The organism is Sulfurovum sp. TSL6, assembly GCF_019972115.1.
Classification (GTDB): Bacteria; Campylobacterota; Campylobacteria; order Campylobacterales; family Sulfurovaceae; genus Sulfurovum.
In genome coordinates this window covers 380720-400727 of sequence record NZ_BPFJ01000001.1, presented here as the reverse complement: position 1 = coordinate 400727, position 20008 = coordinate 380720, and the positions used below count along the sequence as shown (strand labels likewise).

The window sequence follows — 20008 nt, the reverse complement described above, 5'->3', positions numbered from 1 at the left end:
GAAACAGAGTAGTAAAACCTTATAAAGTTATCTATTTTATAAGGTTTTTGATGCGTATTTTTTTCTCTATAATCTATGTAGTTTAAGCTTTTGCCGGATCTAAATGAATATCCATTTGCGGATAAGGGATGGAGATACCTTTTTCATCAAAGGTTAATTTCACTTTTTCAGTTGTATCAAAATGGACACCCCAAAAATCTGAAGCTTTCACCCAAACACGTACTGTAAAGTTGACAGAACTGTCGCCTAATTCTCCCACACCAATAAAAGCTGCAGGATCTTTCAATATACGAGCATCAGCATCGATGATCTCCTGAAGCGTTGCTTTTGCCTTTTTTAAATCGTCATCGTAACCGATACCAAAGGTAAAATCCACACGACGTGTCTCTTTTTTTGAAAAATTAGTGATATTGCCCGAAGCAATGGTACTGTTAGGAATCAAGATCACTTTATTGTCTGGTGTCAAGAGCGTAGTATTAAAAAGAGTGATAGCTTCTACGGTACCACTCTCCCCTCCCGCAGTCACAAAATTCCCCACTTCAAAAGGACGGAAAAGTATAAGTATCACACCCGAACCTATATTTCCAAAAGTACCCTGCAGTGCCAAACCAACAGCCAAACCTGCAGCACCTAATATAGCTATAAATGATGTGGTATCTATACCTAGGTTCTTGATAGCTGCCAAAATAACCACTACCAGTAGAAGTATATCCACTATATTTGCTATAAATGCACTTAATGTGGGATCGATCTCACCACGTTCCATCACTTTTTTGATGAAAGCAGAAAGTTTTTTTGCCACCCATTTCCCGATAATAAAAATGGCGATTGTACCTATGATCCTCACACCATATTCTGCACCATATTGAATGGCCATATCCACATATTTATTTACATCTTCATTCATCAACTATCCTTTTATTTCTCAATTTGCTGCATAGTATACTGCATTATATAGCTTATTTCAAATCTATACAAAAACAGTAACATAAATAAACATTTTTTCTAATGCTACTTAACCTTATAAAATATATAATTTTATGAGGTTTTGGAGATGAGCTATTTTTGATATACTCTTAATATTGAAATATCACATTATAAGAACACTTTTCCATTTAATAAATAGTTATCAAAACAAAGGGTATAAGGAGGAAACAAATGGTCACTGATAGTATTTTTTATATCGGTATAGTACTTCTGTTAACTCATGAACTTGACGCCATTTCATGTCATGAATGGAGGATGTTTCCTTTTATCTGCCGACTTGAAGAAAGTCTCGGGTATCGGGTTTTTGTCATGCTTCACATACCCCTACTGATATTGATCTTCTGGTTTATAACGCACTCGTCAGAGAGCATGCGTTATGGGTTTCAGATTTGTATGGATATTTTTTTCATACTCCATCTGGGGATTCACTATTTATTTAGATTACATCCCAAAAACGAATTTAGAGGTACTTTTTCAAAATCACTTATTGGGTTAACAGCATTAGCAGGATTTGTGCATTTGATTTTGATTGTATAAAGAAGAAATAATGGATCAAAAAAGAGTGAGGAAGAGTTTATGAAAATAGCCGAAGTAAACCTCGTAAGAATCTGAGATACAGGTGCCAAACTTCTTTCAGGAAGTAATTGTTTGTTTATTATTTGTTAAGCGATGTTCACTATACTTTATAAAGGTCCATGAAACAACAAAGGAGTCTGGAATCATATCAGACAAAGTACGTGATACAACACAAAGGATACCATGATGGAACATGTGAAAGATGTATTAAAAACCTCGTTGGAGGAATTGGAAAGAGTACTGGATACTAAAACAGTTGTAGGGGAGCCGATCACCATAGAAGGCAATACACTGATTCCACTGATCAGTATCGGATTTGGTTTTGGTGCCGGAGGATGTACTGGAAAGTGCAAAAAAGGTGACGATGAGGGAGTTGGAGCCGGCACCGGTGGTGGTGGCGGCATTAAGCCGGTTGCCCTTGTAATCATCAACAAAGACGGTGACGTAAGGGTTGAGTCTATCAAAAGCGGTATGGCTTCAGCGTTCGAACATATAGGTGAAACTATCGGTAAAGCATTACGGGAGAAAGATAAATAACATAAAAATCATGGATCGGAAACATTATGGAAATTATAGCCATTTTTATTGGATTCCTACTCTTTTGCCTGGTTGTGCTTACTATTCCCGTTGATCTGAGTTTCTATCTAGAAAAAGACGAAGCATTGGATTATCAGGCAAAGCTTTGTTTGCTGTTCGGTTTTATCACTATAGATATGAACAGTAAGGATAGGAAAGTAGAAAAAAGAGTTTTACCAAAGAAGAAAAAAAGCGGGAAAGAACATCTTATGTCAATGTTCAGAAACAAAGAGTTTATCAAACGGCTCATTCGATTGGTTTTGGATCTTTTGTACAGTTGTCGGATAAAAGAGCTAAACTTACATTGCCGCATCGGACTGGGTGATCCTGCAGATACAGGGAGTCTTGTAGGTATATTGTCGCCACTTCTACTACCTTGGGAAAATACCATACTCAAAACAGATTTCCAAGAAGCAGTCTTTGAAGGTTATTGCAAAGTGCAGATTCGCATTTTTCCGATCCAAATCATCGGTTATCTTCTCGCCTTTATATTTTCTCCAGTAACAGTGCGTGCCATGAAAACCTCTCTATTTAAACAGCGATAAATCAAGCATATGAACTATTTATGGAAGAGATATTATGAAAAATAAAGTTTTTGAAACCAAACATTTTTGATATACTCTAAATAGTAAAAATATAGAAATAGAAGAACACTTGATCCTTTAAAAATAGTCATACTTAGTAAGGAGACAATATGAAAATCACACACTTTCTCTATAATGCTTTTGTCATAGAATCCGGCAATAAAAAAATAGCTATAGATCCAGGTGGATTGTTCTTTTATTTTTTCAGATTCACAACTTTAATACCTAAATCTGAATGGAAAAGTATCACCCATATTTTTGTCACCCATGGTGACCCTGACCATTATTGGCATGCAGATAGAGTGGCAGAAGCCTCAAATGCACCTATTATCTGTAATAAAACAATGGTAAGAAATATAAATGGAAAAAACCTGATGCTTGGTCCACGTGATAAGGGTCTTGCTTTTACAACAGAAATTCATAATATTCATACTCTTAACATTGACGAAACCATTGAGCTTGATGACATGGTTATAACAGGAATAAAGACTACACATGGTTCACTTAGATTGAAATTTGGTCCTTTTTCTAAAACCCTGTACCCCGGTCCAGAAGAAAGAGTCGGTTGGGGAGCTATTGGTTTTGAGATTGAGCTAGATGGGAAAAAGATCGTGAATCTTGGGGATACTCTCTTACATGAAAAAGAGTGGTCGATGATGCATGAACCTGATGTATTGATGCTACCTATCGGAGGAAAAATGATACATAATACCATGGATGAGCAAGAGGCTTTGCAGGCGATACGTATCATAAAACCCAAATTAGTCATTCCTTGTCATTATAACTGCCCCGCTTTTTTTAGTAAAAAATACAATCTAGCTGATGATAAAATGTTTAAAAAGGAGGTTGAGAAAATGGGTATCGTGTGTGTAATTCTTAGAATGGGAGACTCGGTGGGATTAAACAATGATGAATAAGCACAATCCCCTCAAGATCTGGTTGAGTTTTGTTCTACGTATGACTTTGTTTGCCATTGCACTGATGTGGCCAGCAGGTACCTGGCAGTGGTGGGAAGCTTGGGTATTGATTGGACTCTGGACTCTCTATGGACTTGTAATGACAATGTATTTATTACGCAATGATCCTGCTCTACTCTCAGAGCGATTAAAACTCGTACCACTTCACAAGGAACAAAAGGCTTGGGACAAAGCTTTGATGCTACTTTTTTTTATTTCAGGTATTGGTCTTTATCTGCTTCCTGGTTTTGATGTTATACGTTATGAGTGGAGTGATCCCTTGCCTCTATGGGTAAGAGTTATTGCAATGCTAATACACATACCTTGCTTGGTACTTCTGGGCTGGATCATGCACGAGAACACGTATCTATCGCAGGTAGTAAAAATTGATAAAGAGCGAGATCATAAGGTGATTACTACCGGGCCCTACGCAGTTGTCCGTCATCCTATGTATACTGTAACAATCATTTTACTGTTCGCTGTTCCCGTTGCACTTGGATCTAGATTCTCATTGATTATTTCATTATTTTTGACGGTGTTATTAATTGTTCGAACTTACCTCGAAGATCGTACACTACACACAGAACTGGTAGATTATCCAGAGTATGCCAAACAAACAATTTACCGACTAATTCCAGGGATCTGGTGAATCTTAAGGAAAATGTGTGAAAACTGACATTATTTACTGATATGAAAACCTTATAATGTTATATATTTTATAAGGTTTTTGTTTTGAGAGAAATAGGGTAAACGCTTATGTTTTTACTTTGTATCCTCTGTCTTTTTAGAAGCTAAAATAAAAGCCAAAATGTCTCTTGTTTCTTGTCCTGTAAGTCCAGCACGAACACGCATATGCTGCATAGAAGTTGACCAATTACTTTTACTAAGACTTGATGGGGGTCGTAAATTGTGACAACGCATACAAGTATCAGCCCAAAGTTGTGCACCATTTTCGGTATTACCAGTATTTTCATTTGCTACAGAAGTTGTTCCCATTGCCGCAAGTAATAGCGTAGTGATTGTTGTTATTTTTAATATATTTTTCATCTTTTTCTCCTAAAAACCAATTGCAAACTGTACAAGGAAACGATCGTTATTTGCATGTGAATCTATTGCTGTATCATCTTCATCTTCATTGAACTCATAGGCAACTTTGGCGATAAGATTATTCGCAAAAAGATAGTTCAATCCAACTGCCCATTGGTTGCGATTTGTCTCAGGATTATCATAATCACTGTAACGGACTACGGGTTCAAGCTTCACCGATGAAAATTGATACGCTGCCTGGGCATACCATGCTTTCCATGTGCCACCTTCTAATGTGCTCAAGGCGTTTTCACCAATTTTTTGTTGTATATACTCAGCTTTTAAATTCAGTGCATCAATGTTATACATGAGATCTGTTCCAAATACATCATAATCACGTGTAATAGTTTCTTCTGAGGGTAATTCCTCTTCAACTTCTCCAGTTGCCAAAGAAACACCAATTTCCATATTTCCCAATGGATTAATAGCATAACGTCCACCAATGGTCATAGTTGCGTCACCCACATCTGTTTTAGCTTCTGTATCGATGATCACATCACCATCATCTGCTACACCAAAGGTCGGTGCATTTGCCACAAAAATAGTATAGTTACTTCGTATACCTCCCATCTTTGGCAAACCTCCCCGAAGTGCTATACCTATATTTGAAGAAGGTGCTGCTCCGTCATGACCAAAGCCGACTGGTGCACTTGGAAGTTTATTGATCCAGGAAGGATGTTGGGTTTGTACAAACTGTCCTATAGGTGACAAGAACTTACCAACTTGTAATCCCATATAATCATTGATAAAGAATGTACCTGCAGCATATTCAAGTTCAGTTTCACTTTCGCCTTCATCATTGATCTCAAATTCTACTTCAGCTTCAAACAAAAAAATATCGCCATATGTATAAAGTAATAATGGTGCAAACTTCAGTTCAGAGAAGGATCCATCTTCATTCTCTTCATCTATATAGTCAAGTGAAGCGTACCCTGCCAATTGAAAAGCAGACATTGAATGATCTTCCATTTGTTTGTCTTTTGCTTGTAAGGCGTCTACATCTTCACGTAACTGTTTTATATCAACATTCTGTACTTCTGCTACCACAACTGTTGATGTCATCATAGTACTTAGTACAATACCAGTCATTAACTTTTTCATAGAATACTCCTTGCAGCATCATTTTTCACTATACATAATTGCATGTGCAGTCTACGTGTAGTTTATATACGTAGTTTGCACACCAAATACACACTTTGGTAGTAAACTTAGTAAAAGGATGGATAATGTTATATAAAAAATTATTTATTTTCTTATTTTTAATGTTTGGTACAAATTTAGTTTTGGTAACTATTTTACTATAGATCAAGCTGCACATTATACGATCAGTATTGAAATCCAGAGAGCAAGAAAAAAACTAAATCAGTTGCCCGTTTTATATTTAATCGACCAAAAGATTAATAAATTTCAAGAGGTGATTTATGGTTCGTGACCCCGTATGCATGATGGAGCTAGATCCGCGTAAAGCCCCTGCAACAGCTGAGTATGAAGGAAAGCTTTATTATTTCTGTTCAGATAGATGCAGGAAAAAGTTTCTTGCACAGCCGAAAGTGTACATAAATAAAGCTCCCGATATGCGTTTGACAGTAGGTCTCATGGGTTCTGCAAGCTATAAACAGGATCCAAAAGTGGCCAAAATGGTCTTTTCTCTTGGTCAGGCGATTGCAAAGAGGGGATTTATACTGATCACTGGGGCCTGCCCGGGACTTCCTTACGAATGCGCCAAGGGTGCCCGCAGTTTGGGCGGACTATCTATTGGTATCTCCCCGGCACTCAGCCTGGATGAGCACATACACAAATACGATTCCCCCTCAGATGCCTACGATGCCATCATCTATACGGGTAGCGGACTCATGGGAAGAGAAGTGACCAACATCCGCTCCAGTGACATGGTTATCATCGCAGGAGGCAGCTCCGGGACACTTGGGGAGTTTGCCATTGCTTATGACGAAGGTAAACTGATCGGGATTCTGCAGGGAAGCGGGGGTATCGTTGAAGAAATCCCCAAAATTGTAAACCAGTTTGAAAAAGATACCGGTGCACAACTTATCTATAATACCGATCCTGATGATTTGATAGAGAAATTGTCACACATCTACACTACAGAACACTACAAGCACCCCTCATGTTTTTGTGAGAGTTATAGTAAAACCCTTTAGAGAAGTCATCCATTCTTTTTGTAGCCTGTTTGCTACTTTAGACTCCTTCAGTTCTATACTTTTTTAAAAAAATGCTCTCACCAATAAATATAAACAAGATCCCTATCAATGCAGCATAAATAATCATCATATCCGTTGATGCTTTCACGATAAGAAATGCACCAAGTACTATCACATCAAATAGTATTGCCGATATCAAAATAAATGCGTTAGCATGGATCTCTTTGCGTAAATGCTTGAAAACACCCCAGTGAACAGCAATATCCATAATAATATAAAAAATAGCTCCCAGTGATGCAATCCGGCTCAAGTCAAAAAATATTGTCAAACATATAGCAATGACAACAGTATAGACCAATGTATGCTTTTGTATGTCTCCAGGCATACCAAAATGACTATGTGGAACAAGCTTCATTTCAGTCAGCATAGCAAGCATACGTGAGACTGCATACACACTCGCAATGACACCTGATACAGTGGCAATAATAGCAATTGCTACAGTAAACCATAATCCATAATTACCAAATGCAGGTCGTGCTGCCTGAGCGAGTGCATAATCTTTTGCATTTATGATTTCCGGCAAAGTCAGATTTAGAGCCACTGCTATAGCGACTAAAAAATAGATGACTACACATATCACAATTGAAATAATAATGGCACGGCCAACATTCTTATGTGGGTTTACAATTTCTGAACCGCTATTTGTAATAGTAGTAAAGCCCTTATACGCCAGAATAGCCAAGGCCATTGCTGCAATGAATCCCGTGACAGATGTATCTGTCATAGTTACAGAAGTGTTTTCAAATGAAAAACCAGCAACCCATAAACCTCCGAATGAAAATAGTATGATACCGCCGATTTTTATGAGTGCCATCAGTAGAGAAAAAAGCCCGATCATTCGATTTCCAGAAATGTTAAGTAGAAAGGCAAAAAGCAATACACCTATACCTAATGCCGGTACAATCCAGCTATTAGGATCAATATCGAATAACTGAGTGGTGTAGGTACCAAAAGTACGTGCGACAAGACTTTCATTGATGACCATGGAAAAGTACATCAAAAGTGCACCTACAGCGGTCATTATTCCTTTTCCATAGGCCTTTTCCAAGAACATCGCAATACCTCCAGCGGACGGGTAAGCATTGGACATTTTTACGTATGAATAAGCACTAAATGCAGTGACTATCGCAGCAACAAGAAAAACAAGAGGAAATAGTGAACCTGCAAGTTCGGCAATTTGCCCCGTAAGAGCCAAAATACCAGCACCGATCATCACACCTGTACCCATTGATACAGCCCCAACAAGCGTCATGCTGTTTTCTTTATACTTTGTTGATCTATCGTGTTGGGAATGATCTTTCATCATATACTCTATTTAATGATTGAACTTAATTGTTCATCATACCTTGACCACCCATCATACCTTTATTGTCTTGCATCATTCCAGACTTCTTTTTCATATTTGAATTTTGCATACCATTGCATTTTCCCATTTTTTGGTTCTGCATCATACCTTGACCCTGTTTCATGCCTTGACCACCCATCATACCTTGACAACAGCAGCAACAACAACAATGCATACCTTTATTTCCCATCATGCCTTTTTGATTCTGCATCATACCCTGGTTACCCTGCATCATCCCAGATTTGTTTTTCATATTTGAATTTTGCATACCATTACATTTTCCCATTTCAGCATATGAGAAACTAGTAAATCCTATGATTAAGAGCGCTATAAGTGTAACGTTAACATTTTTCATAATAATCCTTTTATAAATTCATTGTATCTCGAAGTATAAAATGTTAATGTGCAAAGAGTGTGTAGGGGAAATCAAAAAATACCTATAGGAGGTTTGATAAGGTTTGTTCATGTGTAGTATTTTCCCCTCATGTCTTCTCTATTTGCATACCAATACTACATCATTATTTCGCTATAATTTCTTCATGAATCACATTAAAACCTATGCCTATAACCATACCCCACTCACGTTTGATTTTAAACAAACTGTAGAACGATTTTTTGTTGAAGAAATACCTCTTTACTCTTTTACCGGTACAGGAAATTACCTCATACTCAAAATAAAGAAAACCGATATGAGCACATGGAAACTCATCACGGTTCTCGCTAAAGCAACCGGTCTGGAAGAACGTGACATCGGTTATGCAGGCCTTAAAGATAAAAATGCCACTACCATACAGTACATTTCGCTTCCAAAAAAGTACGAAAAAGAGCTGAACAAGAACCTTACGACAGAAAAGATCGAGATACTTGAACGTACCTACAACAAATCTCCTATCAAGATAGGACACCTCAAAGGCAATCGTTTCTCCATCATCTTGCATGATATTTCTGAGAACGAAGCAAAGTTTTTCAATACCACGGCGAAAAAAATGCAAGTTGATGGAATACCGAACTACTATGGTTACCAACGATTTGGAGAAGACAGCCGTTCCTATCTACAGGGTAAAGAGATAGCCCATTCAGGGAAGCGTCTGAAAGGTAGTAAAGAAAAACTGCTTGTTTCAGCGTACCAAAGCTACCTTTACAACAAATGGCTGGCTTCAAGAGTAAAGCTCTCTGCCACCATTAGGGACAATAAAATAGAAGCAGCTGCAAAAAAACTCCAATATCCACTAGACCTGGTTAAAGTCCTGGCCAAACAGCCTCAATTTTTCAAACTCTTTATCGGTGATATCATCATGCCTTACCCTTATGGGAAAAGTGATTATGTGAAAGAGATGCAACAAAGTGCACAAGCCTTCGAACAAAAGAAGATCTCCCCTACCGGACTGCTATGTGGTGCCAATGTACTAAGAGCCAAAAGTGATGCCTATCATCTCGAAGAAGCCTATGATGATACGGACTTAAACAGTCTCAAAGGGGACAGACGTTTCGCATGGATCTGGCCTAAAGATGTAGAAACACAGTATGACAGTAAGACTAAAAAGCTTACCGTTGAGTTTTATCTGCCTAAAGGTTCGTATGCTACTACATTTTTGGAAGAGATCGGAAAGTTTTCTTTGAAGGAAATCTAAACTACATAGAACCACTAAAAACAGATCCTAGAATGACGTTTTATGGTTAGTATGCACATTAATTATACAAGGCTTCATATAAAACCATTGCAATAAAAGATATAATATATTATCTAATATACAAGGAGACATGAATGCATTTTACATTTGGTGATTATACAATAAGAACACATGAACTCGATCAGAAACTCTCTGTTCAAGTTACATCTGAGTTGGGTGAGGTATATTTGAACGATGACGATCAACGTACTAGCAGCTTTCCTAATGAAGTCTGTTTTCAGATCAAGAATCCTCCCAAAAAACCTGAAGCAAAAGGATTGAAAAAATTTATTTTTGGTGACTATACTTTTATTTTGGGTATCAACTACGCAGGCGAACTTTTTCTTTTCCACAGCGTTAAGCTCACTATCGGGAAAAAACTCATCGATGGTAAAAATACACTGACATTGGCGCTTCTAAAAGATATTAAAGCCACATAAGTGGTTTACCTCCTGGTAAATACCGCTTAATTAGGAAACTATTTCCTGCCTCTCCCACGTTTTTTATCCTTCTTATCCATCTTTGGTTTAGCTGCATCAAATGTTTTAAACCCGTCACGTTTCGTTGTTTTACGTTTTTTACTTTTAGGTGCAGTAGCTGTCTTGGTTTTCTTTTTACCAAAAGCTCCGTCTGTATTTTTATGTTCATTGGGGTTTTTACGTGCACCTTTTTGTTTCGGTATCACTTTAGGTGCATACCCTTCTAATTTTTCTTGAGGAATGCGCTTACCCATAAGACGTTCCACCTCTTTAAGTGCTACCATTTCCAGAGGTGAGATAAGCGTAATAGCCAATCCTTTTGCCCCTGCCCTGCCCGTACGTCCTATACGGTGTATGTAGTCTCCTGTGACATGAGGAATATCATAATTCATGACTACACTTAAAGCTGGTATATCCAGCCCTCGAGCTGCGATGTCAGTCGCAACAAGTACACGTACTTTTCCTTCTTTAAAGCCTTCCAATGCTCTAGATCTTTCTCCAGAACTTTTACCTCCATGAATGACCGCTGTTTTAAGTCCTGAAAGATTGAGTTCTTTGCTCACATCATCGGCTACTTCTTTTTTACGTGTGAAGACAAGCACTTGCTTATAATTGCGTGAACCTATAAGGTAGGAGAGTAACTCTGTTTTCTTCTCTTTTTCAACAGGATAGACTATCTGCTCTACTGTATCTGCAGAAGTTCCCATACTGTCCACTTCTATGAGTTTGGGTTTTTGAAGTATCTGTTCTGCAAGTCTTTTTACAGATCCTGAAAGTGTTGCGGAGATCAGTACATTCTGTCGTTTATCCGGGAGGTGCTGAAGTATCTTACTTACTTCATGTACAAAGCCCATATCCAAGATCGTATCTGCTTCATCTAACACTAAGTAATCAACACTTTCCAGGTTCACATTATTTTTCCCTATATGTTCCAGGAGACGTCCGCTTGTAGCGACTATAATGTCTACACCTGCTTTAAGCCTGTTTGCCTGTGATGTTAAGTTGGCACCACCATAAAGCACAATACTTTTTAAAGGAAGGTACTTTCCATAGGCTTCAATACTTGCATGTACCTGTTTGGCCAATTCTCGCGTTGGTACCAAAATAACTGCTTTAGGATAATGTTGTCCTTCAACAAAACTTTTACTTAGATCTTGGAGTATAGGTAGAGAAAATCCTGCTGTCTTTCCTGTACCGGTCTGTGCACCGGCCATAATATCTCGACCTGTGAACATAGCCGGGATCAGTGCCTTTTGGATAGGCGTAGCAGAGTCATAGCCTTTCTCATTCAGTGCTTTTAATATCTCTGAAGATAATCCAAGTGTAGCTAATGACATAGCATTCCTATTTTAGTGGTTTTATTTTTCACTGTCTAATCTACGATTCAAACGCATTTTAAGCTTTGCCACTTCTCTCATATCTGCATCACTGTCACTCTCATCAACGATCTCTACACCAAGAATCGTCTCTACACAGTCTTCAAGTGTTACGATACCCTCAGTCTGATCATAACTGTCAAGGACAAGAAACATATGCTCTTTTTTCTTAATGAACAGATCAAGCGCTTTAGATACAGGCAAGTTTTCTGAGATCTTAAAAATGTCTTTTTGTATCGTACTTAACGCTACAGTATCATCTTTTAGACCTTGTTTAAAGATTTTTTTAGTCATGACCATACCTGTGATATTTTCAATGCTCTCATCGTAGACAGGGACTCTTGAAAATTTAAATATCGCTGGTTCACTCTCAACAATATCTTGAATGCTTCTACTTCCATCTAAAGCAAAAACAACCGTTCTAGGCGTTAATATATCCTTTATCTTTATCTTATCAAGAAGAAGGATGTTTTCAATCACATCAGATTCTTGCTCTTTAAGCAGTCCCTCATCTTCACTATGCAAGGTACTCTGTATGAGTTCTTCTTTCGTCAAACTGGTTGTATCAACACCTCTGCTTATACGATTGGTCACAAAGAGTGTTAAAATGATAATAGGGTACGTTATCCAAATGAAAAAATGAATCACGTATGCCGCCACAGGTGATAAAGATTTCCAGTACACTGCACCTATGGTTTTAGGAATGATCTCAGACAAAAAAAGAATAGCAAATGTCAAGGCAATAGATACATAAAATACCGCACCTACTCCATAAATACTTTCAGCCTGTGCCCCCACAGCAGCTGCACCTAAAGTATTGGCAATCGTATTGAGAATTAAAATAGAAGATAAAGATTTATTTATATTAATTTTATGTCCTCTTAAAAGTCTTCCTGCGATAGGACGCTCTTTTTCAAGCACTGAAACATATGCCATATTGACAGAGAGTAAAACAGATTCTAAAATTGAACAGATGAAGGATATCATCACTGCTAAAGTGAAATAAAGAATTAACAAATCCATGTATAAAAAAATACCTTTATAATAATATTAGGGTCGCTAGACCCAAGAACGAAAAGAAGCCTACAACATCCGTTACCGTTGTAAGTACCACAGTACTTCCAATGGCTGGATCAACTTCCATTTTTTTGAGTAACAATGGCACCATAGCACCAAAGAAACCCGCACTCAATAAATTGATGACCATAGAGAGTGCAATAACGATGCCAAGCATCCCTTTATCAAACCATATTGAAGCTATTATACCCATGATTATAGCAAAAAGGAAACCATTTGCAAGAGAGAGTATGACTTCTTTCTTTATCGTACGAAATGCATCATGCTGTGCAATGTCACCAAGCGCGAGTTGACGTACGACAACCGTAAGACTTTGTGTCCCTGCATTACCACCCATAGAAGCCACGATAGGCATCAAAATAGCCAAAGCGACAATACTTTGAAGTGTATCTGTGAAAAGACCTATCACCAATGAGGCGATAATTGCTGTGATCAGATTCACACCCAGCCATACAGCACGTGATTTACCCGCTTTAAAAATATCTTCATCTTCTTCTGCTTCATCATTCACACCTGCTAAATGGTACATCTGATCTGTTGCCTGCTCGTTGATAATGTCATAGATGTCATCTGAAGTAATACGCCCAAGAAGTATACCATTATCGTCTATGATAGGCATAGACGAGAGATCATACTCTTGAAACTTCTGTACAATATCACGGATATCATCATGATCATATCCCATAACAGTCTTATACTTTTCAGGGTTTTGATTAATATTCTCTTCCAATGTTTGATCAAAGTTAAAAACCAGAAGATGGTCTAATCCTATACCATAACGTAAATTATGTGCTTCATCTGTCACAAAGAGATAATTTACATTTTCAAGTTCATCGTTTCTTCTTAGTTGCGCGAATTCTTTAATCACATCGTGTACAGTATGATGTAAATTAGCCGTATATACTTCGACTTGCATGTAGGCACCCGCTTCATCATCATCATACTGCTTAAGTTTTAAGATATCAGCTTGGTCATCTTTATCTAACTGACTAAATACTGCTTTAGCGATGCCTTCATCCACTTCTTCAAGCTCTTGCATAAAGTCTGTTTGGTCATCACTTTCCAGGTCAGAAACTGAATCTGCAAGTTCTTTTGTTGTAAAAGACTCAACAATATCTTCGAAATATCTATCCGGAAGTTCTAATGCAACATCGGCAATAAGCTCTCTAGGTATCTCTTGTAATGCTTCATGAAAACTTTTTTCATTGAGGTCTTTAAGAATATTAGCTATCTCTGAAGGATGCAGTTCATCATAAGGATGATCATTTAAATATTGGGTGATTTTATCCATAGCCTGTACCTTTGTAGCGTTATATTGTGAAATTATACTTTATTAAATACGTAGAATGGTTGAATTACTAAAAGAGTGCTGATGTAATAGAGTTAAAATAAAGAGTAAAACAGATGAGGATGTTCCGCATCTGTTTTATTTCGCTGCTGTATCACACTTTTTAGTGGCGATACATGCTGGACAAAAGTTCGTAAGCCCTGCGATAAGTGGGATTACACCAAGATAGAACCATGCATTTCCTGAGTATACACCATAACTGATAAGTCCCAATCCTACCAAAATTCTGATAGGTCTACATGTGGCTCTCCATTTATTTATATCCATAGTATTTCCTTTGATATATTTCTTGCATATTGTATTATAAATAACTTAAGATTATATAAGAGTAAAGATGCGCTAATATTACGAAGAAATAAAGGTTGATTGACTCAATTTAAAAACGTTTAAAGAATAATAAACTCTCCCATCTCTTTTTTTATCGCTTGTTGTATCATCAAAGCATTCAAATAGTATTCTAATTGCTTTCTCTTAACTTCCAAGGTCCCTATTTCACGTTGATTGATCTGAAACAGATCACTTGAACCAACTTCATATTTTTTATTTTCAACTTCTTCAAGTGACTCAACAATTTTAGTCTCTTTATAACCCAAATCTATATTTTGATTGAAAATATCTAATGAATACATTAAATTTTTTAAATTCGTTTTCAACTCTAACAGTAATCGATCTTTTTCTTCTTCAAGCTGCGTAATACCTTTTTGTATTTCGATCATCTTGCCCTTATAAGAGCGTCTTTCTAGTGGAATATCAAATTGTAGTCCAACTTTTATACCCTCTCCATATTTTATATCATGCACTCCGTATGCAAAAAGATTTAACTTCGGGTATGCTGATACACTATTATATGCTGTATCTAGATCCAATTTACTTCTTTGTGACTCCAATGCTTTAAGATCCGGTCTACTTTTTAATGCTTGACTGATCACATCTTGGAAAATTATTTTTTCCTTCTTTAACATTTTTAATGATGGCAGAACATATTTCAGATCAAATTCTTTTTGAGGCATGTTTAGATATTTTAAAAATATCTGTAATGCCTGGGTATAACTGTTTTTTGTTCTGAGAACTCTCTGTTCACGATTAATAATCTGCTGTTTTGATTCAAGTATTGCAACATCTGAAAGATCTCCAGAACGTACTCTTTTCTCAATAAATTTTTTTCTTTTTGTTGCTTTATGCAAGAGTCTTTTCTCAAGATTTAGGACTTCATTATAATAAAGAAGTTGATAATATGAAGTGACAATATGAGCATATAAATTTCTCAAATTGTTTTGTGATTCATATGTCGATTGTGTAGCATTTATTTTAGCGGCATCAAGAGTATATTTTCGTTCATTCATTCCATTCAATAGTGAAAATACAGGTACATTCACTCCCACACGCAGCTCTCCTTCACTACCGGTTTTAATATTGTTATACTCTTGAATCCCTTCTGCATTCCTATACCCTACAATAAATTCTGTACCGTTTTCTGTTGGCTTGCTAAAAGAAATATCAGAAAATTGACCTGTACTTATCGGGTACTCTTTTTTATCATATTCTAGAGATAATTTCGTATCAAAGCCTCCTTGTGCCGATTGAATACGCGCTGCATCAATATATTGTTTTCCGACTGCAGTGTAAATATAGGGGTTTTCTTCTGTTAGATAATGTTTCAGATGATCCACTGTAAAAATTTCTTTAGAAAAAGCGTCATGAGAAAAAATAAAAATAATTATCAAGTATCTTAAAAATGTTTTTGTCATTATTTATTCCCCGTTGTGACCATTTTCGCAGGGAATGCATTCATTAAGCGCCAAAGTTCATACCAGATCGGTACACGTGACAAGGCAACCCATGCAGTTGCATCTGTACCTATTCGAAGTTTTTCATGAGAGGGCCATGGTTCATTTGGATCTTCAACCACATAGGCATAGTAAGCACCTTTCTCATGTAATATCGGATCCACTCTCTTAATAATGCCTCCAAAGGTACCAAATCTTATCATCGGCCATCCGGGAATGTGCAACACAGGCCATCCATGAAATCTAATCCTTACAGTGAGTCCTTCTTTCATTAAGGGCATATTGAAATCTGATACCTTTAGTAAAAGTGCACTTGTGTTGACATCAGGAGAAAAACGTATGATAGGTTGGCCTTTTTTGATATAAGTATTCTTATCATTTTCCAAAATTCGCATGACAAAACCATCTTTTTTTGAAACTACGGATGATGTTTCATATCTGGCTATCTTTGTTAAATGTTTTTCATAGTCTCTTTTCAAGATATTTAAGCGTGTTTCCACTCCTAACATATTGTTTTCAAGTGTTCTTATCTGATTATCAATTTCCTCTAAAAAGTGTTGTTTTTCCTGTTGAATGATTAATAAATGACGCTTCTGCACCTCTATGTCAATTTCAATTTTATCGAATTTTGTTTTTGCATTGATATATTGATTCTCAGCTTTTTCATAATTCTTTTTTGATTCTATTTTTTGAATATACAGTTGTTTTATTCTGGTAAACTGATTGAATACAACTTCATAGTTTTTCTTTTCTGCTTTATATTTCAGCTGTAGACTTTTCAACTGTTCTTCTGCCTGAATATAACGTTTATCATAGAGCTCCATACGTATTTTTTTCTGATTAATAAGACTGATATCTTTTTGTTTCAGTACAACGAGTTCATTTTCTGTATTTTGATGTTGCTGTTCGAAATCCTCTTTCATTTTATACACACGTGTTTTGTAATCTTTATCGGGGTCGACCATAGTAAAAATTTTCATCCCCTTGCGTACATGTTCATTCTCTGAAACATAAAAGGTATCAATAAAACCATCAATAGGCGCAGAAATAGATTGTATCCTCTGAGTAGGGTCATACGCGATCAATGTACCTTCACCCTGAACTGTTTGTCTCCAGGGTAAAAAAAGAACTGCTATGAAAAAAAGTATAAGATAAAAAGTAAAACGTCCAATACGATTCACAAAAGGTTTTGTCTTAACAAGTTTCAATGAATCAAACTCAAATCTATCCATCTTTCTTATCCTCCAACCCTACTGACAGCTTATTGACTTTATAAAGTCCTTCGATCATATCATAAATATAATCAAGCTGTTTTGCAAATCCTTTTAATGCATAAGTAATAGAGGTAACAATAATTTCAGCTGCAACAAATTCCCCCAAAGGCAGACTGCCATTAATAACTAGATAACCTCCTATGATCAAAAACATACTAAATATGAATCCTTCTGCAAAATAAGTAAATCCCAATTGTCTGACAATAATCTTAAATAACTTTCGCCTAGCCTGTACATACCTACTTAAATAGGTATCAAACTTTGATAACGTTTCTTCTTCAGTACCTTTTTCTTCATTGATATGCTGTAAAAAATAGATGGTATTGTGTTTTGCATCCGAACGGTTTAATGCACCTTGTGCTGCATTGTGTCCAAGAACAAGCAACAGAATGATATAAATAGAAAAAAAGAGTGTTCCTGCAGCAAATAGAAGCGGGTCAAATGCAAGTAACAAAAGAAGACTTACCACGATTTTGATCACAAGTCCCAAGCCATCAAGCAAAAGAATAGGAAAGAACTTTTGAATCGAGGTAATATCAAAAAAGTAGTTCATTAATTTTCTATGTTTAATTTCATCATCATTATCTTCATGGTTAAGCTTTATTGCTTTTGTCGCAATCTCTATGCCTTCTTGAAGAAAAACTTTCTGTTGAAACTTTTCAACAATATACTCTTTTAACAATTGTAAAATGGTAATAAATACAAATAAAACAAGGACTATTGACCCTAAAATAACTATAGAGAGTGAGGCGTGTGCCAATACACTGTTGATAATGATGGCTGATGCCAGAGGTATAGATAAAACTAGAATGGCATCAATGATAGAATAATACAATAAATGAAAAATATTTTTTCGATCTTCTTTAATGATTTTTTTTACATAATTAATAACAATATCATTAAGTTTCATACATAGTCCTTTATAATTACAACCCTGTTCAACGAATTTTCTGATCAAAAAACGCTAAAGTAATCATATAATAAGTATCTTATATATGCCCAAGCTATCGTACAATCATGACCCGAGTTAAACACCCATCAAACTTTATACTTGTATCAAAATAACACAAAATATAATGAATTTATTTATGAGTGTCGATAACCGAATTAATCAAGTAATCAATTTGTAACAAAATGTAACTAAATAAAATCACCTTTTTCCGAGGTTAATCCTTTTTGCATCAATTTTGAAATAAAAGAACTGATACGCTTATCTTTCGTTGGCGCGATGGTATTGATCAGGGCAAAGTGTTCTACACGTTTGTCTAAAAATCCTGTATCAAATATACCTTTTTGGAAACTCTCATCACACGCAACTTCTTTATGGAGTGGAATGTTGGTTGTCAGACCTTCTATGTAGTATTCATCTAAAGCTCTTTTGGCTTTTTTAACGACACCTTCCCAGTCTAATGCCCATACGATAAGTTTACCTATCATAGAATCATAATTTGTAGGTATGGAGTATCCACCATAGACGCTTGTGTCCAGTCTCACACCTGGTCCACCTGGGGTTAAGTACTTTTCAATCGTTCCAAATGATGGCATGAAATTGTTGAGCGGATCTTCTGCATTGATCCTGAACTCAATGGCATAACCTCTAAACACGATCTCTTCTTGTAAGAAATGAAGTTTGTCCCCTTCTGCTATTTGTATCATACGTTGTACGATGTCAACACCGGTGATGATCTCAGTGACCGGGTGTTCCACCTGAAGACGTGTATTCATTTCAATAAAGTAAATATTATCTTTTTCATCGAGCAAGAATTCAATCGTACCGACATTTTCATACCCTAAGCGGTTCATGGCTCTTATAGCAATACGATAGAGCTCTTTTCGTGTAGCCTCATTAAGGCTTGGAGAGGGTGCGATCTCGATGACTTTTTGGTGACGTCTCTGAATCGAACAGTCTCTTTCCCCCAAATGCACAACATTTCCATACTTGTCTGCAATGACCTGCACTTCAATATGTCGGGGATTACTTACGAATTTTTCTATAAATACATCACCATTTCCAAAGAATTTTTTTGCCTCACTTGTTGCTGCTTCAAAGAGTGCATCGAACTGTTTTGCCTCATGCACAACACGCATTCCTCGACCACCACCACCAAATGCTGCTTTGATGATCACCGGGAAACCTATCTCTTGGGAGATCTTTTCTGCTTCTTTTTTATCTGTGATAGGAGTAGTAGTACCTTCTAGCACAGGTACCCCTATCTCTTTCATAGCATTTTTTGAAGTGATCTTGTCTCCAAAAAGTTCAATGTGTTCTGCTTTTGGACCAATAAAGATAATACCGTTCTCATCACAGGCTCTTGCAAAGTCAGCACTTTCAGACAAGAAACCATACCCTGGATGGATCGCGCTACATTTTAACTCTTTAGCGACCTTAATGATATTTTCATAATCCAAATAGACTTGTACAGGATGCCCTTCAAGTAAGACACTCTTATCTGCTTTTTGTACCCATGAACCTTCACTGTCTGCATCCGAATGTATTACCACACTGGTAATATCCAACTCTTTACATGCTCTGATGATACGTAGAGCAATTTCACCACGGTTGGCAATTAAGATTTTTGATATCTTTTTAGTCATTTGAATTCCTTCAATTTTAGTTGTCAGTATTTTAAAGGTTTTCAGACTTTATTTCTACACTATTTTTGCTCTA

At 36.6% G+C, this 20008-nt stretch carries 21 protein-coding genes; 8 read left to right on the top strand and 13 right to left on the bottom strand.

The annotated features are described in order from the left end of the window. Positions 1-82: 82 nt before the first annotated feature. Positions 83-907: a mechanosensitive ion channel family protein gene (locus LDM93_RS01895; RefSeq protein WP_223890281.1), complete on the bottom strand. Its 825-nt coding sequence runs from the start codon at positions 905-907 to the stop codon at positions 83-85. Between the two features lie 251 nt (positions 908-1158). On the opposite strand from LDM93_RS01895, the gene LDM93_RS11390 reads away from it, so the two are divergent. The 5 genes from LDM93_RS11390 to LDM93_RS01875 all read left to right on the top strand — a co-directional run bounded on the left by LDM93_RS11390 (position 1159) and on the right by LDM93_RS01875 (position 4328). Next, on the top strand, positions 1159-1524 hold the full coding sequence (locus LDM93_RS11390) for a DUF6713 family protein (RefSeq protein WP_374706122.1): 366 nt from the start codon (positions 1159-1161) through the stop codon (positions 1522-1524). Between the two features lie 225 nt (positions 1525-1749). Further along, entirely contained in the window at positions 1750-2100 is a 351-nt protein-coding gene (locus LDM93_RS01890) for a GerW family sporulation protein (protein ID WP_223890280.1), read from the top strand. 26 nt (positions 2101-2126) lie between these two features. Then, positions 2127-2684, top strand: a complete 558-nt coding sequence (locus tag LDM93_RS01885) for a DUF2953 domain-containing protein (protein ID WP_223890279.1) — start codon at positions 2127-2129, stop codon at positions 2682-2684. A gap of 149 nt (positions 2685-2833) precedes the next feature. Then, positions 2834-3640 (top strand): MBL fold metallo-hydrolase, encoded by an 807-nt coding sequence (locus LDM93_RS01880; protein WP_223890278.1) that lies wholly within the window; start codon positions 2834-2836, stop codon positions 3638-3640. Then, on the top strand, positions 3630-4328 hold the full coding sequence (locus LDM93_RS01875; RefSeq protein WP_223890276.1) for an isoprenylcysteine carboxylmethyltransferase family protein: 699 nt from the start codon (positions 3630-3632) through the stop codon (positions 4326-4328). Before LDM93_RS01880 ends, LDM93_RS01875 begins: the two co-directional genes overlap by 11 nt. A 113-nt stretch (positions 4329-4441) precedes the next feature. Here the strand turns inward: LDM93_RS01875 and LDM93_RS01870 are convergent, their stop codons facing one another. Together LDM93_RS01870 and LDM93_RS01865 are read right to left on the bottom strand one after the other, a co-directional pair. Continuing rightward, the gene (locus LDM93_RS01870) at positions 4442-4726 is read right to left on the bottom strand and encodes a hypothetical protein (RefSeq protein ID WP_223890274.1); all 285 of its coding nucleotides are present in this window, start codon (positions 4724-4726) and stop codon (positions 4442-4444) included. 9 nt (positions 4727-4735) lie between these two features. Beyond that, entirely contained in the window at positions 4736-5866 is a 1131-nt protein-coding gene (locus LDM93_RS01865; RefSeq protein WP_223890273.1) for a porin, read from the bottom strand. A 320-nt stretch (positions 5867-6186) separates the two neighbouring features. Here LDM93_RS01865 and LDM93_RS01860 point away from each other — a divergent pair, with 320 nt between their 5' ends. Next, the gene (locus tag LDM93_RS01860; protein WP_223890271.1) at positions 6187-6924 is read left to right on the top strand and encodes a YHS domain-containing protein; all 738 of its coding nucleotides are present in this window, start codon (positions 6187-6189) and stop codon (positions 6922-6924) included. Between the two features lie 37 nt (positions 6925-6961). On the opposite strand, the gene LDM93_RS01855 is transcribed toward LDM93_RS01860, so the two are convergent. Together LDM93_RS01855 and LDM93_RS01850 are read right to left on the bottom strand one after the other, a co-directional pair. Continuing rightward, on the bottom strand, positions 6962-8287 hold the full coding sequence (locus LDM93_RS01855; RefSeq protein WP_223890270.1) for an APC family permease: 1326 nt from the start codon (positions 8285-8287) through the stop codon (positions 6962-6964). A 25-nt stretch (positions 8288-8312) separates the two neighbouring features. Continuing rightward, positions 8313-8684 (bottom strand): hypothetical protein, encoded by a 372-nt coding sequence (locus LDM93_RS01850; protein ID WP_223890269.1) that lies wholly within the window; start codon positions 8682-8684, stop codon positions 8313-8315. Positions 8685-8868: 184 nt separating this feature from the next. On the opposite strand from LDM93_RS01850, the gene truD reads away from it, so the two are divergent. After that, positions 8869-9960, top strand: coding sequence for a tRNA pseudouridine(13) synthase TruD (truD, locus tag LDM93_RS01845; protein WP_223890268.1), 1092 nt, complete (start codon positions 8869-8871; stop codon positions 9958-9960). A gap of 134 nt (positions 9961-10094) precedes the next feature. Beyond that, positions 10095-10439: a hypothetical protein gene (locus LDM93_RS01840; RefSeq protein ID WP_223890267.1), complete on the top strand. Its 345-nt coding sequence runs from the start codon at positions 10095-10097 to the stop codon at positions 10437-10439. A gap of 38 nt (positions 10440-10477) precedes the next feature. Here LDM93_RS01840 and LDM93_RS01835 read toward each other — a convergent pair whose 3' ends face one another. The 8 genes from LDM93_RS01835 to LDM93_RS01800 form a co-directional block, all read right to left on the bottom strand. Continuing rightward, positions 10478-11815: a DEAD/DEAH box helicase gene (locus tag LDM93_RS01835; protein ID WP_223890266.1), complete on the bottom strand. Its 1338-nt coding sequence runs from the start codon at positions 11813-11815 to the stop codon at positions 10478-10480. 21 nt (positions 11816-11836) lie between these two features. Continuing rightward, complete coding sequence (locus LDM93_RS01830) at positions 11837-12877, bottom strand: CNNM domain-containing protein (protein WP_223890265.1); 1041 nt, start codon at positions 12875-12877, stop codon at positions 11837-11839. Between the two features lie 16 nt (positions 12878-12893). Further along, the gene (gene mgtE / locus LDM93_RS01825) at positions 12894-14222 is read right to left on the bottom strand and encodes a magnesium transporter (protein ID WP_223890263.1); all 1329 of its coding nucleotides are present in this window, start codon (positions 14220-14222) and stop codon (positions 12894-12896) included. 135 nt (positions 14223-14357) lie between these two features. After that, the gene (locus LDM93_RS01820; protein WP_223890261.1) at positions 14358-14546 is read right to left on the bottom strand and encodes a DUF2892 domain-containing protein; all 189 of its coding nucleotides are present in this window, start codon (positions 14544-14546) and stop codon (positions 14358-14360) included. A 119-nt stretch (positions 14547-14665) separates the two neighbouring features. Continuing rightward, the gene (locus tag LDM93_RS01815) at positions 14666-16027 is read right to left on the bottom strand and encodes a TolC family protein (RefSeq protein ID WP_223890260.1); all 1362 of its coding nucleotides are present in this window, start codon (positions 16025-16027) and stop codon (positions 14666-14668) included. Then, on the bottom strand, positions 16027-17298 hold the full coding sequence (locus LDM93_RS01810; RefSeq protein ID WP_223890259.1) for an HlyD family secretion protein: 1272 nt from the start codon (positions 17296-17298) through the stop codon (positions 16027-16029). The genes LDM93_RS01815 and LDM93_RS01810 overlap by 1 nt, the downstream gene beginning before the upstream one ends. Then, positions 17291-18250, bottom strand: a complete 960-nt coding sequence (locus LDM93_RS01805) for an ABC transporter ATP-binding protein (RefSeq protein ID WP_223890258.1) — start codon at positions 18248-18250, stop codon at positions 17291-17293. Before LDM93_RS01805 ends, LDM93_RS01810 begins: the two co-directional genes overlap by 8 nt. Positions 18251-18480: 230 nt before the next feature. Further along, entirely contained in the window at positions 18481-19935 is a 1455-nt protein-coding gene (locus tag LDM93_RS01800) for an acetyl/propionyl/methylcrotonyl-CoA carboxylase subunit alpha (protein WP_223890257.1), read from the bottom strand. Positions 19936-20008 lie beyond the last annotated feature (73 nt).

Coding starts and splice junctions, on each gene's coding strand:
- LDM93_RS01840 (WP_223890267.1), top strand. CDS start 10,095: ATGCATTTTACATTTGGTGATTATACAATAAGAACACATGAACTCGAT.
- LDM93_RS01855 (WP_223890270.1), bottom strand. CDS start 8,287: ATGAAAGATCATTCCCAACACGATAGATCAACAAAGTATAAAGAAAAC.
- LDM93_RS01800 (WP_223890257.1), bottom strand. CDS start 19,935: ATGACTAAAAAGATATCAAAAATCTTAATTGCCAACCGTGGTGAAATT.
- LDM93_RS01850 (WP_223890269.1), bottom strand. CDS start 8,684: ATGAAAAATGTTAACGTTACACTTATAGCGCTCTTAATCATAGGATTT.
- LDM93_RS01805 (WP_223890258.1), bottom strand. CDS start 18,250: ATGAAACTTAATGATATTGTTATTAATTATGTAAAAAAAATCATTAAA.
- LDM93_RS01820 (WP_223890261.1), bottom strand. CDS start 14,546: ATGGATATAAATAAATGGAGAGCCACATGTAGACCTATCAGAATTTTG.
- LDM93_RS01875 (WP_223890276.1), top strand. CDS start 3,630: ATGATGAATAAGCACAATCCCCTCAAGATCTGGTTGAGTTTTGTTCTA.
- LDM93_RS01870 (WP_223890274.1), bottom strand. CDS start 4,726: ATGAAAAATATATTAAAAATAACAACAATCACTACGCTATTACTTGCG.
- LDM93_RS01835 (WP_223890266.1), bottom strand. CDS start 11,815: ATGTCATTAGCTACACTTGGATTATCTTCAGAGATATTAAAAGCACTG.
- LDM93_RS01860 (WP_223890271.1), top strand. CDS start 6,187: ATGGTTCGTGACCCCGTATGCATGATGGAGCTAGATCCGCGTAAAGCC.
- LDM93_RS01830 (WP_223890265.1), bottom strand. CDS start 12,877: ATGGATTTGTTAATTCTTTATTTCACTTTAGCAGTGATGATATCCTTC.
- LDM93_RS01810 (WP_223890259.1), bottom strand. CDS start 17,298: ATGGATAGATTTGAGTTTGATTCATTGAAACTTGTTAAGACAAAACCT.
- LDM93_RS01895 (WP_223890281.1), bottom strand. CDS start 907: ATGAATGAAGATGTAAATAAATATGTGGATATGGCCATTCAATATGGT.
- LDM93_RS01815 (WP_223890260.1), bottom strand. CDS start 16,027: ATGACAAAAACATTTTTAAGATACTTGATAATTATTTTTATTTTTTCT.
- LDM93_RS01890 (WP_223890280.1), top strand. CDS start 1,750: ATGGAACATGTGAAAGATGTATTAAAAACCTCGTTGGAGGAATTGGAA.
- LDM93_RS01880 (WP_223890278.1), top strand. CDS start 2,834: ATGAAAATCACACACTTTCTCTATAATGCTTTTGTCATAGAATCCGGC.
- LDM93_RS01865 (WP_223890273.1), bottom strand. CDS start 5,866: ATGAAAAAGTTAATGACTGGTATTGTACTAAGTACTATGATGACATCA.
- truD (WP_223890268.1), top strand. CDS start 8,869: ATGAATCACATTAAAACCTATGCCTATAACCATACCCCACTCACGTTT.
- LDM93_RS01885 (WP_223890279.1), top strand. CDS start 2,127: ATGGAAATTATAGCCATTTTTATTGGATTCCTACTCTTTTGCCTGGTT.
- LDM93_RS11390 (WP_374706122.1), top strand. CDS start 1,159: ATGGTCACTGATAGTATTTTTTATATCGGTATAGTACTTCTGTTAACT.
- mgtE (WP_223890263.1), bottom strand. CDS start 14,222: ATGGATAAAATCACCCAATATTTAAATGATCATCCTTATGATGAACTG.